14 protein-coding genes are annotated in these 16,926 nt (G+C 38.3%); 2 read left to right on the top strand and 12 right to left on the bottom strand.

The window, feature by feature from the left end; translation table 11 throughout:
• Position 1 precedes the first annotated feature (1 nt).
• From AABW11_RS09740 to AABW11_RS09770, 7 genes are all read right to left on the bottom strand, one after another.
• The gene (locus tag AABW11_RS09740) at positions 2-1,375 is read right to left on the bottom strand and encodes an RNA-directed DNA polymerase (protein WP_340104890.1); all 1,374 of its coding nucleotides are present in this window, start codon (positions 1,373-1,375) and stop codon (positions 2-4) included.
• Between the two features lie 5 nt (positions 1,376-1,380).
• Positions 1,381-3,084 carry a restriction endonuclease subunit S gene (locus AABW11_RS09745; protein ID WP_340104891.1) on the bottom strand — a complete coding sequence of 568 codons (1,704 nt, stop codon included), beginning with the start codon at positions 3,082-3,084 and terminating at the stop codon, positions 1,381-1,383.
• Positions 3,081-4,508 (bottom strand): type I restriction-modification system subunit M, encoded by a 1,428-nt coding sequence (locus AABW11_RS09750; RefSeq protein ID WP_340104892.1) that lies wholly within the window; start codon positions 4,506-4,508, stop codon positions 3,081-3,083. The genes AABW11_RS09745 and AABW11_RS09750 overlap by 4 nt, the downstream gene beginning before the upstream one ends.
• A gap of 64 nt (positions 4,509-4,572) precedes the next feature.
• A complete protein-coding gene (locus tag AABW11_RS09755; RefSeq protein ID WP_340104893.1) occupies positions 4,573-5,706 on the bottom strand; it encodes a hypothetical protein in 1,134 nt (377 codons plus the stop codon).
• Between the two features lie 66 nt (positions 5,707-5,772).
• The gene (gene hsdR / locus AABW11_RS09760; RefSeq protein WP_340104894.1) at positions 5,773-8,127 is read right to left on the bottom strand and encodes an EcoAI/FtnUII family type I restriction enzme subunit R; all 2,355 of its coding nucleotides are present in this window, start codon (positions 8,125-8,127) and stop codon (positions 5,773-5,775) included.
• A gap of 128 nt (positions 8,128-8,255) precedes the next feature.
• On the bottom strand, positions 8,256-8,960 hold the full coding sequence (locus AABW11_RS09765; protein ID WP_340104895.1) for a YDG/SRA domain-containing protein: 705 nt from the start codon (positions 8,958-8,960) through the stop codon (positions 8,256-8,258).
• Positions 8,945-9,145, bottom strand: a complete 201-nt coding sequence (locus AABW11_RS09770) for a hypothetical protein (RefSeq protein WP_340104896.1) — start codon at positions 9,143-9,145, stop codon at positions 8,945-8,947. The genes AABW11_RS09765 and AABW11_RS09770 overlap by 16 nt, the downstream gene beginning before the upstream one ends.
• A gap of 536 nt (positions 9,146-9,681) precedes the next feature.
• On the opposite strand from AABW11_RS09770, the gene AABW11_RS09775 reads away from it, so the two are divergent.
• Positions 9,682-10,563 (top strand): hypothetical protein, encoded by an 882-nt coding sequence (locus AABW11_RS09775; protein WP_340104897.1) that lies wholly within the window; start codon positions 9,682-9,684, stop codon positions 10,561-10,563.
• Between the two features lie 586 nt (positions 10,564-11,149).
• Here AABW11_RS09775 and AABW11_RS09780 read toward each other — a convergent pair.
• On the bottom strand, positions 11,150-11,314 hold the full coding sequence (locus tag AABW11_RS09780) for a type I restriction-modification system subunit M N-terminal domain-containing protein (RefSeq protein ID WP_340104898.1): 165 nt from the start codon (positions 11,312-11,314) through the stop codon (positions 11,150-11,152).
• A 307-nt stretch (positions 11,315-11,621) separates the two neighbouring features.
• Here AABW11_RS09780 and AABW11_RS09785 point away from each other — a divergent pair, with 307 nt between their 5' ends.
• Positions 11,622-12,578, top strand: coding sequence for a hypothetical protein (locus AABW11_RS09785; RefSeq protein WP_340104899.1), 957 nt, complete (start codon positions 11,622-11,624; stop codon positions 12,576-12,578).
• 88 nt (positions 12,579-12,666) lie between these two features.
• On the opposite strand, the gene AABW11_RS09790 is transcribed toward AABW11_RS09785, so the two are convergent.
• The 4 genes from AABW11_RS09790 to AABW11_RS09805 all read right to left on the bottom strand — a co-directional run bounded on the left by AABW11_RS09790 (position 12,667) and on the right by AABW11_RS09805 (position 16,788).
• A complete protein-coding gene (locus AABW11_RS09790; protein WP_340104900.1) occupies positions 12,667-13,656 on the bottom strand; it encodes an HNH endonuclease in 990 nt (329 codons plus the stop codon).
• Between the two features lie 332 nt (positions 13,657-13,988).
• A complete protein-coding gene (locus tag AABW11_RS09795; RefSeq protein WP_340104901.1) occupies positions 13,989-14,354 on the bottom strand; it encodes an HIT family protein in 366 nt (121 codons plus the stop codon).
• Entirely contained in the window at positions 14,354-15,382 is a 1,029-nt protein-coding gene (locus AABW11_RS09800; protein WP_340104902.1) for a hypothetical protein, read from the bottom strand. The genes AABW11_RS09795 and AABW11_RS09800 overlap by 1 nt, the downstream gene beginning before the upstream one ends.
• A gap of 512 nt (positions 15,383-15,894) precedes the next feature.
• The gene (locus tag AABW11_RS09805; protein ID WP_340104903.1) at positions 15,895-16,788 is read right to left on the bottom strand and encodes a hypothetical protein; all 894 of its coding nucleotides are present in this window, start codon (positions 16,786-16,788) and stop codon (positions 15,895-15,897) included.
• Positions 16,789-16,926 lie beyond the last annotated feature (138 nt).

Genomic DNA, 16,926 nt, shown 5'->3' on the forward strand with positions numbered 1-16,926 from the left:
CTTAGAATAATTTTAATTCCTCTATTTTTGATTCAATAAACATCTTTTCAATGTCTAACTCATCAATCTTCAATACTTTTTCACGAAATTTTCTATAATTATAGTGAAACGAGTTGTAGTTAAGTTCAAAGGTTAATTTGGTTAATAAAGAAACCATATGATTAGCACTCTCCTCATTCATTTTATTATAGATTTTTTTCATCATACGGTAATCGCAATTACTCAAAAACTCTTTATTTACATACTCATTTTTTAATAAGCTTCGATTTTTCTTATTTAAGACTTCAAAATCTGCCGCCAATAACCTTCTCAAGATGCTAACTCTTTTTGGACTTTCTTGATATTTTTCAAAGTATAGTGCAACTGCTTCATTTAGAGTCTTCTTATCTTTTATATTTTCATCCTCCAGTAATTCAAAAATTTCAAATGCCCAATATTCATTAAATTTTTCACGGTTTTCGAACGTATCGACTTTTGAAGAATTAATGTTTAGGCCAATCTTGTGAAGTTCTTTTGAAGCATAAAAGATCAATGACAGAGCTTCTTTTTTAGAAGGACAAAACAATATCATGTCGTCTGAGTACCGCAAATACTTTGATTTTTTCTTTCTACATGATTTATACATTTCATTATCGAAAACCCTTAGATAAAAGTTGGCTAAAATACGTGAGCAATCCTGTATTTCATCCTGAGGAATACCTACAGTTTTTGGAAAATATCCTTCTAAAGGCTTATTCCATTGTCTTAAAAAGTGAAATAAAAGTGACACATCTTCATAGTGATCTGCTCCCGTAGTAGCCGTTCGAATTTTTTCCTCGAGCAAATTTAAATTAATGCAATCGTAGAAATTGGCTATATCAAATTTTAATGCGTAACCAAAATCTGTTTGATTTGCATAATCATAAGCTAATTTTTGAAATTGCTGCCAATGTCTACGCCAGGCTAATGGATTATATGAAGTATCAGAACCATAAGGTGCACTATTAAGATATTGTGATTCAAGTTCTGTTATCTCATCCTTCTCGCCGTCTCTTAAACCGTTACTTAATGTCCAGCCACCAAAGGTGCCTGGAATACGATCCTCAGTTTCTGCAATAAACGGTTCCAGTGCTTTGACACAATAAAAGTAAACTACATAGTCTTGAATTTCGAAGGTAGGAACTATGCGAGATACAAGATTATGTTTGTCGAATACTATATACTCTCGTGGTGATTTCGGCTGGTAGTTTTTTTCTTGAAGATTTTCGTAAAAATCCTTCAAAAATTTCTTCTTTGCTTTTCCTTTAGGTATTTCCTCGAATGGAACAATGGTTTCTTTTAACTTTCTCCAAAATCTACTTTGAAAGATCTCAATGAATTCATCGAAAGATTTCATGCTTATTAACCCTCCAAAACCTCACCTACCAATCCTTTAACCAACCGCTCATTCACGGCTTGACGTTGCTCCAGTTGAACTTTGAACTGGTCGCAGATGACAAAGAGCTCTTCGATGCGCTGGACGATGCGGTGTTGTTCTTCAAGTGGTGGAAGAGAAACCATATAACCTTCCTTTAAATGTGAAATATATATGGCTTGTTGGGCCGTATGGCTTGATGTGTTAATTAAAGATTTGAAACCATAACTGGTATTGAAAAAATAATACAAATATTTGCTTGAGGTATCTGAATGTGGTTTAAAAAGTAAAACACTACCCATCAAACAAAATGGGGTATTAAGTTTATTTAAAACTGTTCTCCCGACTCCACCACCTCTTGAAACAATAAGTATATCACCATTCTCTGGATTACATTTACTTAAAAATTTTACTGCATCTTCATCTGCTACGAATTTATAGTCCTTAAGAATTACTTTGTTTTCTCCAATGTGTTTCGCAGAAAGCATAGGAACTCCTTTATCCGTGTATTCTGGGCTGATATGTTCCCCATCCGTAATAACTGAATTGATTTTAGCTAATCTCACCCACTCCCAACTCTCCGGTATCTCAAACGGTATCTCATCTTCTTTAACCGGTGGCAAATTCTTCGGCTTACGAATTTCGCCTTCCTCATACAGCCGTTGCTTTTCCGCTTCGATTTTTTTGAGGAGCTCGGAAGCGGGTTCGCCGTTGGGATCTTGGTGGACAAGCCTCCCACGGACGGCTTCATTCAGGATGTTCTTTTTGAGGTCATCGATAGCCTCGGGGGTGTGGTAGAGGGTGTCGAAGTTGGAGGTGATGAAGGTCCAGGCGGATTGGGAGGCGTCGGCATCCGGAGCTTGCTGCACCTCGGCATTGACGGCCAGCTGCAGCTTCTCATCCAATTTGGTTTGCCGGTTTAATTTTTTGTCTAATTCATCCACTTCCGCAAACAGGGATTCTATTTTTTGTACGATGCGGTGTTGTTCGGAGGGTGGGGGGAGAGGTAATAAAGTTTTCTCCCAATTTCCTTTATTTAAAATAACAATTGTAGTTGAGGTAGCTCGATCTAAGTATTGACTCTGTATTAAATTACTTGTCAAAACATAGTAGATGTATTTAAAGTCTATACCTGTATAAGGTGTAACAGCATTAATTTGTTGATTACAGGATATATTCTTTGTAGTAAATCCTGTCTTACCAAGTGTACCAATGCAAACGACAAGTACTGACTTTTCTTTGATTAGTCTAGCTTTACCATTATCAACGGCAAAAGCTGAAACACCTTCAGAATTATAATCTATCTCACCAGATTCAATGTTAGCAGGTTTGATGAATTTGTAATCTTCACCCCAGTATTTTTTTTCTGATTTCTTTGGTGTAGTCCCTGTTTGAGTTATCCCAGAGTCACCAACTTTAATCCATTTCCAATTTGCAGGGACTTCAAATGGAGAATCCTCTTCTGAAATTTCTTTAAACTTTTTTGGCTTCCGAATCTCACCTTCTTCATAAAGTCGCTTTTTCTCCGCTTCAATCTTCTTCAGCAATTCCGAAGCCGGTTCATCATTGGGATCTTGAGATACCAGTTTGCCACGAACGGCCAGTCCCAGGATAAGGGAGCGGAGTTCAGTGAGTCCTTCAGCGGTATCTAAGACAACATTAAATTCGTCCAGTAGATCAGATAAAGTCACGCTAAGGTCTCCTTGAGTTCATTAAGTAGGGAATGACTCAGCTTTTGAATCTCATCGTTCAGGTTGTTTCGTTTGGCCAGTAATGCCTCCACATCATAGGTCTGATTTTCCTCAGAGTTCGGGTTCTTGATATCAAGGTTGTAACCCCGCTTCTCGATCTCCTCGAACGTTACTTTCCAGGCCTGATCAGTTTCGGTGCGGTCGTCCCACCACTCCTTTTCCACATCAAATTCCTCAATACGGATGGGCTTGGTCTTGGAGTAGCTCTTGTAGCCTTCGGGATAGGTGTGCTCAAAATACCACACCTCATCTGTGGAGCCGCCTTTCTCGAAAAACAGCAGGTTGGTGTTGATGCTGGTGTAGGGCGCAAACACGCCTTTGGGCAGGCGAACAATGGTATGCAGGTTATTCTCCTTCAGCAACCGCTCTTTGATGCGGGTTTTCACGCCTTCCCCAAACAGAAATCCATCGGGAAGGACCAGGGCGCACCGGCCGCCTTCTTTCAGCAAGCGCATGATGAGCACCAAAAACAGGTCGGCCGTTTCCCGCGTCTGAAACTGCGCCGGAAAGTTCTTCTCAATGCCGTCCTCTTCCTGCCCACCAAACGGAGGGTTAGTCAGCACCACATCCACGCGGTCTTTGGCTTTGTACTCGTTGTAGGGCTTATCCAGCGTATTGCCGTGGCGCACATTAGGTACATCTACGCTATGCAGAATAAGGTTGGTGGTACAGAGCATGTGGGGCATTGCCTTCTTCTCTACACCCGAGATGTTCTCCTGAAATGCTTTGATGTCTTCCACAGACGTGGCCTGCTCTTTCATGTGCTCGATGGCATCCACCAGAAAACCACCTGTACCACAAGCGGGATCAAATACCGTTTCACCGATCTGTGGATCGATCATCTGAGTCATGAACTTGGTGACGGCCCGAGGCGTGTAGAACTCACCGGCATTACCGGCGCTTTGCAAATCCTTCAGAATCTTCTCGTAAATATCATTGAACTGGTGCCGATCATCCTTCCGGTTAAAATTGATTTCATTTAGTTTGTTTACCACCTGCCGAAGCAGCGTACCAGACTTCATGTAATTGTAGGAGTCCTCAAAAATGGACTGCACCACAAACGCCAGCTTTGGGCTTTGCTCATCCAGCTCCATCTCTTTCAGCGACTTAAAGAGGTCATCGATGAAATCGAGAAGAGCTTCACCGGTGATGCCTTCCTCATCGGCCGCCCAGTTGCGCCACCGAAACTTCTCAGGTATCGGAGACTCATAGTCGCCCATCAGCTCCTGTTCCGCTTCATAGTCGTCAAAAATCTTAAGAAACAGCATCCAGCCAAGCTGAGAAATTCGCTGCGCATCGCCATCAACTCCGGCGTCTTTCCGCATGATGTCTTGGATGGATTTAATGGTGTTGGATATAGACATATAGTTCCTATTAATCAGAATTAGAAGAGATAATGGCTGGCTTATAAAAAATGTTGATCATTCTTTATTCAACTTTAATTACTCCATTCCTAATATTTTCCTCTGTGATGGGAGTCTTCCCTATCTCGAAAGTTTCGTCCCTATTTTTTCTTATAGTAAAAATTTGGACAGACAGTAGATCGATATCATCATGAATGAAAAATTCTTCTGAGCCAACATAGTCTAAATAGGTCCCCAATTGGATAAAATGGTAAGAATTTTCAGCTGATGAATTGTCTATCGTCGCTGAATTTCTAAGTACTCTGTAGCCTGGAGTACTATCTTCGACTTTAACTTTTGAAAAATAATACCTGTTAGTCATTACATTTTTTTCAATGTCTAATTCACTTTCGAATATTGAATCATCTTTAATCCAACGCACTACTAACTTATCATTTTCGTAAAAAGAAGGATAAACTAAGTGAGTAATTATATTTGAGTTTGCAGGGATTATCTTGCAACCATTTAATAAAACAGTATGGAGTCGCTCATATTGAGTTGACCCAGCTGAATAATCTTCAAGCAGTTCATTTGTAGGAATATTTGAATAGGAAGTTGCGCCACTTGTTATAATAAACTGATCCTCACAAACTCTTTTTAAGCGATTAGATTTGTTTTGAATATCTAATTCAACAATAGTCTGATAGCGTCCGTCTCTGCTAAATGGATTATTTTCATTTATAGCGTAATCAGATTCGATTTGAATTTCGGGATCTGTAAAAATAAATGATCCACCTCTGGCATCGCTTTCGGTTTCAATTATTTCTAATATTGCCCGAATGTCGTTATATGAAATGCCTTCTCTATCCAAAATACCCAGTAATTCGTCAAATTCATTTCCTAAACTATTTACCGTCTCGGTAGATACTCTATTTATTGATGACGCTACGGATCTGTGTTCACCTCCAACGTAATTTCCAAAGATTGAAGAGTAATCAAATTTACGAGTATCTATTGGTTTAAGAGAGATTGAGATTTCGTTGGAATCATCATTAATAACACTTTCATTTTGAATAGTTATTTCGTTGATAATGTTTGAGACTACTACCTTGTCATCATTAGTCTGAATTTCATCAACTTGAGATTCAGCAACTTGATTAGTGGTAGAACAACTAAGTAGAGTTAAAAATGATGCGATTGAAAAGAGATACTTCTTCATGATGGACGTTTAATTAGTGTTTTAAAGAAATCAATAATTGATGAGTGCTTCGGATGGAAAAAGTTATCAGCTTGCTAAATACAATTCGTTCTCAATTTTATGAATTGCATTAAGATATTCATCCCGTCCACCAAACTCCTGCACAATTTCCATTGGTGAGCCAAGTTTGTTGAACGGATCAAGCCGGAGTACTTTCATATCCTCCAGGTTTTCAAGGCCTTCATCTTCATACTTATCCAGAAGGGCCTGAAGCACTTGTTTTGCAGTGCCAGAGTACTTACCAAAGTAGTTTCGCTTTTTCACGCTTTCTGCACGTTCTTTCCGGGTGAGGGGTGGCTGGTCGAAGGCTACATGACAGATCAAATCAAACGGATCAAGGTCTTTGTCTACCATCTTTTGAAGTTCTTTGAAGACGACGCCATTCTGTTCCAACTCTTCAACAATGGCCTGCTTCTTCTCGGAATCTTTCCAGTGGCGAAGGAAGTCATCCAGCGAGGAGTAGCGTTCGTTAATCTGTTTTCGGGAGAAATCTTTCAGGGATTCGGTCACCAGCTTTCCATCGTCTCCATAATACTGAATACGCTGATTGAACAGCTTCACTTCTACATTGTCAACATAAAAGCGCTTGACCTTATCCTCTTCGATTTCGCCACCATCGTCATCCCATTCAACACCCTCTTCCTCAACAGCGCCGGTCTCTTGATCTACTTCGATCTCGTCCTCTGGTACCGGCGTGTCATCCGGACCAAAGTGGGTGGCCTGCTCTGGTACTCCGTCAAAGTCAGGATCGGCAAAGTGGCGGGTTACATTGCGGAAATCCATAATGGTAAAATACATCTTACCATAGTCTTCACTGATCCGAGTGCCTCGGCCGATGATTTGCTTGAACTCTGTCATTGATCCAATGTTGGCATCCAGCACGATAAACTTACAGGTAGGAATGTCAACTCCGGTGGTCAGCAGTTTTGAAGTGGTGGCTATGACAGGGTAGGATTGCTCTTCATCCATAAAATTATCAAGCTGCATCTTACCGGCTTTCTCATCGCCAGTGATACGCATCACATATCGAGAGTCTTTTGCAACCAGATCCGCATTCAAGTTTATCAGTGCTTGACGCATCCGTTCTGCGTGATCAATATCGATGCAAAATACGATCGTCTTTGAATATCGGTCGGTCTCTTTCAAGAACTCAGTAACCTTGCGAGCCACGAGCTTAGTACGTTTCTCAAGGATGAGATTGCGGTCATAGTCTTTTTGGTTGTATTCACGGTCCGGAATTATATTGCCGTGCTTATCAGTAAAGCCATCCACGGGACGCCAGCCCTCAGCGTCTTTATCAATTGTAAAGCGAACCACTTTATAAGGGGCCAGGAAGCCATCCTCAATTCCTTGTTTTAGAGAGTAGGTATAAACCGGCTCACCGAAATAGTCAATGTTGGAAACGGTAGTCGTCTCCTTAGGTGTAGCTGTGAGGCCAATGTGGGTAGCACTATCAAAATACTCTAACACCCGGCGCCAGGCAGAATCAGCTGCAGCACTTCCTCGATGGCACTCATCAATGATAATCAGGTCAAAAAAGTCCCGTGAGTACTCTTTAAAGACGTCGGCATAGTCTTCATTGCCGGTGACCGCCTGATAGAGTGCAAAATAGATCTGGTGTGCCTTGCTAACTTTGCCCCGCTGAATCTTGTGGACGACATCCTTCATTGATCCGAAGTACTTTCGGATGGGATCATCTACCAGGATATTGCGGTCGGCCAGGAACAAGATTCGTTTATTTTCACCGGATTTCCATATTCGCCAGATAATCTGGAAGGCTGTGAGTGTTTTACCGGTCCCGGTCGCCATCACAAGCAGGATTCTGTCAAGACCTTTGGCAATCGCTTCAATTGTTCGATTTACCGCAATTTCCTGGTAGTACCGGAGCGACCTGCCTTGCTTATCAAAATGGTGTGGCTGTTTGACGAGCTTCTCCTCTTCATTCGTAAAGCCCTTAAATTCAGAGTATCGACGCCATAGATCATCGGGGGATGGGAACTGGTCAAGAGTCAGTTCGCGGACAACCTCACCTTCATGTTTGGTACGATCATGTTCGATAAAGCCGTCCCCATTAGAACTATAAACGAACGGAATGTCAAGAATGTCGCCATAATCCAGGCCTTGTTGTAATCCGGCGCCTACAGCGTGCGAATTATCCTTAGCCTCAATAACGGCCAGTGGAATGCCACGCTTGTAGTAGAGAATGTAATCTGCTTTTTTCCCCTTGTCCCGCTTGGCAACAGAGCCGCGAACCCGAATCCGCCCATCGGTAAAATACTTCTCTTCACGTATTTGCTTCTGAATATCCCATCCAGCATCCACCAGAGCCGGTGTAATGTATTTGGTCCGAATATCTGCCTCTGTTAGCCCCGATTTCTTCATGTAAAAGCTCGTTCAAGTAGTTCTCTGATGGCTAAGATACAAGAAGTTAGGAGAAATGGAAGGGGTTTTTTAATGGGTGTGACTTCGGGTAATCAACTTATATAGCAAGAATTCAATTGTATCACTGATCAATCGAATTCAAAACAGTTTCTATGATAAGCCAAATTCGCTTTATTAATATCATGATCATGATGCATCAGTAACTCTTTATTTTCAACTCCTATAAGCTTGAAGTCATCCGATATTGAGAAAGCACCTCTATCTAACATTACATGATGATTTGGACAAAGACATAGCAGATTATCTAAACTGTCTTCACCATTATGCGGTTCCCCTAAAGGTCTGATATGTGCTCCTTCAGAGTAGAAACCATTCTTAGTTGGAATTTTAGTACCGCAAATTTGGCATGCGTTATCATATAGTGATTTAATCTCTTGTGTTAATCTCGTATTGCGAATGATACGATCAACAGTAGTTTGACTCCTTCTTGTCCCTCCGCCATCACTGCTGAAATCTATCTCAATCTGTTCTGAAGTTTCGTCTGGCGCATTTTCTCCAATATAAACTAAGTGGAATCTACATATTTGATAGCCACTTTTTCCCTCTTCTCTCCACGCATCTACTACTTTGTAAAGGCCAGCATAGGTATATCCTCTATTTGGAGAATAACTTGAGTGATGTTCGTGACCACTGATTACTCTTATTGGTAAGCCTTCATTCATGCTCTTAAGGATTCCAGAGTTCCCAGTGTTTTCCCAGGATTGGTCTGCTACTTGTTTACCAGTATCCGTATCATTGCCTCCGGCGCCAGTATAAATTATCTCAGTGCCCAAGTCTTTATCGTCTTCATAGCCTCCAGAGAGTACAATAGCAGAAGCTCCCTCAGTACCATTCCATTGCCGTCAATGCCTCTTCCCCAGTTTCTATGAAAGCTGGTAGGCATCATTTCTTTTCGCCCTTCAAACCAGAGATCTTCCTCTATTCCGTCGATTTCACCGAACTTAATTGGTCTTGGCATGATAGAAACTTATTTGTAGTAGCGTTCAAATGTAATTCCTACGCACAGAGTAGGAATCATAGACACCCGTGATGGAAAGCCAATTATTTATTTGAAAAGCTACAATTATTGGTAGTTAAATTGAATAGTTACTGTAAGGTTATCGCCCTTTTTAGATCATACTTGAAAAGTAAACGAATATCTGAGTTATGGAGAGACTTATTTGAGAGTATATAACTGGAACCATATCAGATCAGGATATAGACGAACTGTTCGTTTATTTCCTGGCAAACCCAGAGGTATTTAAAATTGTAGATAGAATAAGTCAATCAACTATTGAGTATTTAGGAAATAAGCACTAAAAGATTAGCAATTTTTTGATTACCCCAATCAGGTGATGGTAAATTTTAACACTAAGAATAGAAATGTTTGTTAGCTTAAAAAAGATGATAAAAGTTTGATGGTGTCATACTTCTTAATTATTTCTCCATTTATAAAGCCCCTATAATTTTGTAATCTGTTCTTGTTTAATCGGTCCCATCTTTGAAAACTAAATTATGAGTAAAAAAAGAATTCTTGAAGGAATCGCAATTGCAATAGTTGCTTTTCTATTTACAACCATTGTCAATTTTTCAATCGATTATCTAAATAGGTTTAAGGGGGAAATAACAAAAGGCGCTATAGTCCGAATTGATAATTCAAATTTTTATACACTTGAAATTATAAATAATTCAGATATATCATTGAATGGAATTAGGATATCTGTGCCTGAAGGTTTCAATACCGATCAAATCAAATCTAACTTTGCATTAGATTTTGAATTAGAAGCCAATGAATTCTCGGGGAATAGTAAACTTATTATTTCTGGGATAGAACCAGAGTCAAAGTATTTTGCTCTACTTCCCTACTATTCTAACTCATCATATTACAAGGTACTCAACAATCAAGAATTAGGACTTGTAGTAAAAGATTTTAATTCATTAAGAAGTCCGAGTCTTGAAATCATAAAAGATGTAGCTATAGATGCTCTGTTCTACTCAATTGTTGTTTTTGTTTTTTTTGTATTTATATCAAGAGAATTTGATAAGCGAAAAGTGAAAATGTCTGAATCATTGAAGAATTTAGAAAAAATCCAAGGAGAGAGTGAACGTATTATGCAAAGTGTAGATAAATTGAGCAATAGGCATAGAAAAATTAAAACTCTTCTAATGGCAAGAATCTCTGATTACTCTAAGGAGTTAGAGTTTTGGAGAAATACAATCAAAAGTCTATTGATCTCTAAATATGATAAATCCGAGGATAGTGTAGATGATTTATTAAGAGAAATAAGTAGGTCGTTAAATACGCAACGAACTTTGGCATTTGATAAATTCGATTTTGATGAAATTGAGGTTATGCTAAAATTATTGAAAAACGATGAAAATGGTAATGATGATTAATTCTTAGCAATTATTCTATTGATCTGAGAGTCAGTCACTTTTTACAATTCAATTGCCAAAAAAATTGAGAGTTGTAAAGGTTAGAATATTGTTCAATAACTTAAGTCAAGAGGTGCAAAATAGTTCTAATAATTATTAAGAAGTATTGTACCATTACATTGGATTTATATCGGTAAAGTGCTAACGTTTCAGGGCCGTGAGGCATTAACACTGAAACTAAGAATCCCGCAACATTTTGTATAACTGGCTTACCCATTGCTACCCGATTGCTATATAGCAGCTGAGTCGAATACGAAAATCGGCGTTTAATGAAATTCTTGAGGTACCTTAGTTTTATCGTCCAGGCATGAAGAGGCTCATTTATTTCACCGGTTCGCGGTAAATAAGATTTTTGTTGGATAATAGAACAAATTGGAAATTTGTCAAAAAGAATAAATCGTAGTGCATAGAATTAGTTCACCATAGCGATATACACATTCTTTGGCAGTGAGTGGAACTTCTCATACCGCGCCTCCTCCAGAACATACATCACACCATTGGCTTTGTAATCGTCTGGACCAATAGTTAGCCGTCCAGTGGTCTGCTCTTAGAGCTCCTCGTGCACCGGCACAAAACGGCTCCAGGCATACCGCAAAAAGATGAGTCCGAGTACTGGGTTCGAATATTCGTAAGAGCTTAGAGAGGAGTTGGCCCGCAGATTATCAGCGGCCGTCCACAGGAATTGTTCGAGATGCTTGGTGTCGTTAGCCATACAAAAGCATCTGTTTGATGAAAGGTTACGTAGTTTTTGGTGCTTTAAAATAGCAGAAAGTTTGAAAAAGGGAAGGGTTATTAATAGGTTCGCTGTATATGAAACAAATATTTCGAAAAAACTCACTCCATTAGCGTTTTCAGACTTGTAAAGTATGAAATAAGTCAGCTGATCTTATTAGCTTTAGGGGATTAGATAAATACTTCTATGTGACATAAAATTAATTGAGAGTGCCCAAGTTAAGTGATTTAGAATAATGAGTATCACTGAGTCCTTTTGAATTTTCATTATTAATAGTCTCATGAGTATGATGAAACAAGTTTACATAGCTCTACTTTGTTTCTTAGTGGGTTGTATGAGTATTCCTGATCATTACGATACATCTTCTACCGCAGATGGTTTTGATTTAATGAGACCAGAAGGTGTACCTGAGAAAATGCCTTCATGTTCTTATTCCGAACTACAGGGAGAGGAGATAATCTTAGCTACGAAGTCAGAGGTGAAGCAAGAATCATACTATTCTGACTCATCTATTTCACCAGCCGAAATAGGCTATTTTTCTATAAAGGTGGAACCTTCTCTAACTGCGGATCACATATCTTATCGAAGTTATAGAAATAAAGAGGGGAAAATCGTTACTGAAGTAGGTGCTCAGGAAAAGTCCAATTATCCACTCTCCGATAATTATCACAAGATTATACTATCCAATTGTGACATAGTTTATATCAACACAGGTTTAGCAGGAGTTGATTATGTTAGGAAGACTATCTACAGTGAAGCGAAAAGTATGATTGAGAAAGAGATTTGGGTAGATAGAAGAAGGAGATTTAGAAATATTCAAGAATCATATCAGAAGAATGCCAAATTGGAGCACTTGGAAAAGGTAAATATATCTGACATTATGCTTGCAAGTTATGTGGACAATTCAAATTCTTCGTCAGGGATTAATATCATATCACCACTTATGCTTGAGGTTGAAACGGAGGGCAATGAAGAAGCTCTAATTCCGTATAACACCGATTACTATTTTCAGAATGACCCGTTAGATCCTGAATGGAGCAATTCAATCGTTTCAGCAATCAAGAACCAAGATTATCGAATTGGTATGTCTCAACGTCAAGTAATGCTGGCTGTAGGCAGACCATCTGATATAAACCGAGACGTTGGAGATTGGGGCGTGCACGAGCAGTGGGTCTATAGTGAAGGGGTCAAAGATTTTTATCTTTACTTTGAGAACGGCGAGTTGAAAAGTTATCAAGAATGATTTTTATTTGTTTCCGTCTCTCTCTATTTCAAAAATTAAGGTTGATTAAATCAGCTTCAGCAGTTTCAATCCTTAGGAGGTATGATTTTTAAATCCAATAATCCTCTCTAATTCCTTCACCAAAATGGATATCTCTTTTTGCTCTAACCTTTAGAAATTTCTGTAAACCAGGATAAAGACCATTCTCTCTCTCTTCCTTGCTATATTCCAGAGTGAATGTGGTCCATTCAAAAGCCATATCTGGACCACTCGTAACCAATAATTTCCCCTCCTCTTCTCGAAAAGTTGGATGTATTGTATCACGGATTTTTTCGCATAAAAAATTTCCTGCCCTAGTTAATTCTAATGTAAGATCTTCAACTAAATCAACATGATAATTGAACTTGTCCAGCTGGTCTTCGTAAATTTTTGGATCATATCTATCAATCTTGTAGAATTTGCGAGTCCATAATTCGCCATTTCTTTCTTCTTTATATTTATCAAATACCTTAGTTAAACTATTGAGGACATTTTTGAAATTGTAAATTGCCGATTCTAGTTCTGGATATTTCCTTGGCCAATACCTATTTACAATGTATTCTGGAATTTTTTGGAGGGATTCATATTGTTTTTTATTTATACTTGGTTGTCCACTACTTAACAAATAGGAAGTCCAATTATTCCAACCATTAAAATCCGCCATTTTTATTATTTCATCTAAATAATTTGAATACTTAAGATCAATTTTTACATCATTTAGTCCAAATTCCAAATTCGCCTTAACCCATTTTTCATGTTTTCTCTTCATTTCTAGAAGAGCTTCAACAGTGTATTTTTTGACTTGGTCGTCAATTTCTTTGTGATGATTTCTACACAATAGTATCAGATTAGAATATTCATCCCTTTCTGCTTGAGATAAATCATGATTTCCCCTTGGTCCATTTTCCTTTCTTGCTACAATATGAGCCTCTTCCCCTATTATTGAATCATCATCTGTAATGGTTTCATCAATGACAAGCTCATTTTTACAACCTTCGTACGCACAACGGTTTCCTGACTTGGCCCATAAGATTTTGTGAGTCCTTAAATCAATGCTCATGTATTTACCTGGTTTATGTAATTAAGAAATCAACCTTGAATCTCGAAGTACGAGGAATTGCGCAAAGCCCCACTTAATAGTATTTCATCTTCATATACTGGGAAAAGAGATATATGTGAATTTCATATTTTTATAATTAAAGTACTTAGCAAGATGACGATCTTGTCTACTATGAGATAGGGAGCCATAACTTAATAAACAGCTAAATTTTCAAAACAAACAACTCCAGAAACTAACATTACAGTCGGATCTATAATTTGTATAAAATTGTAGTCCCCAAAATATGAGTTAAATATAGCTTTTAGTAAGTTCATCTCATTTTTCTCTTTAATCTAATAATATCCCATCCCAGCCACCGAATGCCTAACACCACCCCGAGGGTCATCCATATCTCCTTCATATCTAGGAATGACGTGACAATGAAAATGCATCACTGTTTGGCCAGCCACTTCACCGCAGTTCATTCCTATATTATATCCGTCGGGATTGTGATTACTCTCAATTAACTCCTTGGCTTTGATTATGACTTCAGACAACTCAGCCCTTTCAACTTTATCCAATGAGAAGTAATCTTCCTTCTCTATTCTCGATACAATTAGCAAGTGACCTGGTGAGACCGGATATTTATCCTCAATTATATAGAAATGGTCGGCCTCAAACAGAATCTGATCTTTAGGTATGGCGGAAAAAACACACATCAGAAACTACCCGGTAGTTCTATTTCTGGTTTCCAGGTGTGGATTGACTGGCTGAGCGCAAGATTGAATTGAGCTTCTAAAAATTTTTTTCTCTTCTCTTTAGTTTTTCCGGTTTGGTTAATAATCGTTTCCGCAAGAGGATGTTTACTATCTATGTAATACTCATTTCGATTATATAATCTCTTCAAGAATTTAATATCAGGAATTATGGCCTTTTTATCGTGCCTGTTCAGTGATTTGTCAGCCAGAACCAAATTCCATACACCATCCAAATTAGCTTCACTCTCAAAGTGCAATCCTTTATTAACATGAGGCAAGAAGTGGTCAACATCACAGAGATTATCAGAGTCGGGATTTACTGAAATATCTCGAAAACTGTAGAAGCACTTACCCTTTTGGTAGCCATTCAATGCGCCTCTAACCGAGGTGATGTTAATTCTTCTTAAAAGCTCATTTTCTATAAAGAAGTAAGATAAGTCCTCATCATACTTCACTTCGAGAAGGCGTGGATTAATGTTCAAATTCCAGGCTGTTTCAACTAAGCTCCAGCGAGCTTCTACTTCAGAATCAAAATTTTGGATGTGATAGGACTCTTTCAGCTTCAATAAATTATCAGTTATAACGATATCTTTTTTTCCTCGCGAGTAATCTTTCTCGTAAAGTGGATCTGGTATGTTGCCTCCATTCACGTTTTGAAATGCATCTACCACGTTTACGAAGCCAAGCCTTTCAGTAGACTCCAGTAGCTGCTCTTTGGATACCTCACCCGCAATATGCTGTCTGCAGGTATCTAAGAATTTACTTGAGGACGCGCTTCCTTGTTTATCATTCTCTTTGAGATGCTCAATGATGTTTTGAGAAAATGGTTCTGCCAGATCAGATAAACTAATTCTTGTTGTTTCATGATCTACTAATTCCAGTAAACTTTTCGCAAAGGCAAACTTATAGGTAGCTGAGTTTTTACCAAATAATATGATAGCCCTCCACTGGGACTCTAAGCTCGGGTCGTTTACCTGAAAATTGATCATAATTGATGAATTGGATCTTATGCTTACTCTGGAAAATGTAATAGAACAAGATTTGCCGGGCAAATAAACTTTTAAGCTTCAACCTATACAAAAAAATCTGTAAGGCCTCGCACTATATTAGATCATACTATAAAGAGAAACTCAATATAATACGATGGAGCGACTAATCTGGGAATACATAAACGGAGACTTGCCTGAACAGGATTTAGACCTGCTATTTATACATTTCCTGGCCAATCCTGAGATATTTCATTCGGTGGAGCTAGTTCTTGAATTATTTGGTGAGCAGCCAGTGAGAATTCAACTGAATTGAAGTTTCACGCTGAATAATCTTTTACCAGGTGATGAGCTAAGTATATGATCGGCGGTACGGCAGCCTGACCATTTTAATCGTTTGTCAGTTGAAAGCTGTTGAAATGCTGAGCCTCTATATATGTTTGGTGTCACGCCGGGGCGTGGTAAAACCGTAAGCAGGAATTGCTGGTTATGATGCAAAATGTAAGATTAGTGGGTTATTTTTTTTCCACAATTATTGATGAAAATGACTTAGTCGGATTCTCTACAACTCTACCCGAACTACCTGGTACAATTTTGAGTGAAATTCCGATATCTGGTTCTTCGTATTCCAAAAATTCAACACTTTTTACATCTAAGCCAGTGCCTTTTGCCTGATCTCTATGTGAGTTTATAATATCGTCGATTAAATGTTGACTACTTGGCAACTCACCTCTATCAACTATATTCAGAACGCCACCTTTCTTCAAAAATATATCAGCTATATCATAGACCTTATTTTGAACTTGAAGACGATATTGATTTTTATGAATTTGTTTGCATTCGTCACGTAAATTATGGCTACCTATCAACCAAATAGTGACCAGATCAAACTCACCAAAATAATCTTTGATATCATCAAGATAAGGATCAGTCAATAGATCAGATTCAATTAAACTTATATTCGCCAAATCTGTAATATTAATCGGCTCATGTTCGTAATTATGAGATGCTATATGTTGCTTAACGATTATCCGCTCTGTAACAGTACACTCAACCCCACAATGTCTAAGAATGTTCTTTTGTGCAGTTTTGATACATTCACGGTTTTCTTCTACTGATATTAATTTTTTTTGATCATCTAATTGATTAATCAACTCCACAATTCCATATCCACTTCCACAACCAATGTCCAGTATTACTTTAGGATTGATATGTGATAATTGTTTTGCCATCCATTTGTAATAGCCTTTTTCATAGAAAAACCTGGATGTATGCTCCCATTGCTTGAGATATAGTTCGTGGGAAGCCTGTAAACGTTTTTCTCCTTTAGCTAAATGTAGTTTCATATGACAAAACTTATACTTTAAGCCACTTCCACATTTACAATACTCATATTTTTCTTGTAACATAGATTTTAAAATTCATTATATAAATAGATACCACGAAACAATTGCAGCATAACGGGCGCTGAAAATATAAATTAATAAACGATTAAAATTTTAAAACAAAGCACTCCTGGAAATAGAAGCTCCGTCCGCGTCCACAGT

Source organism: Rhodohalobacter sp. 8-1 (genome assembly GCF_038150125.1).
Taxonomy (GTDB): Bacteria; Bacteroidota; Rhodothermia; order Balneolales; family Balneolaceae; genus SW132.